The organism is Ochrobactrum sp. S1502_03 (assembly GCF_044435015.1).
GTDB classification, from domain to species: Bacteria; Pseudomonadota; Alphaproteobacteria; order Rhizobiales; family Rhizobiaceae; genus Brucella; species Brucella chromiisoli.
Genome location: NZ_JAYEXN010000085.1, coordinates 1 through 1358, shown reverse-complemented (window position 1 = coordinate 1358; position 1358 = coordinate 1). Strand labels below are relative to the sequence as shown.

Genomic DNA, 1358 nt, shown 5'->3' with positions numbered 1-1358 from the left:
CACTCGTTGCAGAAGGAAAATAGGTGGCCGAGTTTTACTCCGCCGAAGCGGGATTATCCCGCCACTTCCGTGGACTAATTTTGCACCGCCGCTCTCACGATGCCCAATCCGGCCGCAACAAGGCTGCACACAGTCGATCCAAATCGCGCTTTGATGTTCATTTTATAATCAAGACCCGCATTGGTGAACATTGCAGCCATGATCGCCCCATAAGGATCTTTTGGATTGATCCCGATGAGTGGATATTGCGACATTTCCAGAGGGGTTATCTTGCTGCGTGATGCAAGAGGGCTATGTTCCGGCACGATGCATAAAAGCCGTCCCGTTGTAAGCGGCTCAAAATGGATAAGAGGGTGATCAAACCGCGATGAAATCGCAACAATTTCGCCGCGTCCCAGGAGAAGATAATCGACAGCTTCCTCAATCTTAAGAATGTCGAGGTCAAGATGAATATCTGGATAACGCTCGCGAAGTTTCGCAACAGTGCGTGGTATCATGACATTGGCAATGCTTGGCACCGATGCCACGCAGAGTTCCTGCGCCTTTCCCTTGCTCAGATCCGTAACAGCTGATTGAAGATCTTCGATTTTCCGGTGAACCGTATCGAGAAGATCAAAGATATTTCTCGCCTGTGGCGTAGGGACATATCGCCCGCCGCGCCGATCAAACAGCCTTACGCCGAGCGAGTCTTCGGAATATTTCATCAGCCTGCTAAGGCCGGGCGCTGATACATTGAGCAGTTTTGCAGCGCCAGCGATTGTGCCTGTCACCATGATCGCGCGGATCACTTCTATCTGGCGGAGCGTCAACATTCAGTCGCCTTTCAAAGAGTTTGTCACAAAAAACTTTGCGAAAGAACCATCGTAACCGCATGTCCAAGACCGCTTTAAGCAGGCTTGGTGAGCGCAAGCGACTAGAGCCCGTTCGCATGAGCGACTTGTCTAAAGAGACTTATCAAATAGCCGGAAAAGGTACAGCCAGATTGAGAACCAAGAAAGTGGAGAGATGGCATGATCTTACAAGAATCGGAAGGGTCGTTGTAAAGAAACACTGAGATATTTTAATTCGCCTAATATTTTATGCTTTATAACCTTTTTCAAGTCTGCTTGATGGCAGTATGCGTAAAATCATTGTTTTTGAACAACAATGGTAGGTGATTTGCCTTGGCGCAAGCATAGGCAAAGCAATTGCCGAAGTTTAGCTATACTGGATGGGCCACGAACCGCCGCTTTCACCTCAACAGCCTCGCGGGTATAATCGGCGTTGGTGCATGAAGCCGATAATAGACAGATTCGGGTCTTTGATGTTTGGTTACAGGCTTAACTCTTTCACACGGACGGAATCCGGGCGTGCGGATG

Annotated in this window: 2 pseudogenes; both read right to left on the bottom strand. The window is 49.0% G+C overall.

From position 1 onward, the window contains the following. Positions 1-98 precede the first annotated feature (98 nt). Positions 99-812: pseudogene (locus VBH83_RS19300) on the bottom strand (LysR family transcriptional regulator); the annotation flags it as partial. A gap of 284 nt (positions 813-1096) precedes the next feature. After that, a pseudogene (locus tag VBH83_RS19295) lies at positions 1097-1201 on the bottom strand (VapC toxin family PIN domain ribonuclease); the annotation flags it as partial. Between the last annotated feature and the right edge of the window lie 157 nt (positions 1202-1358).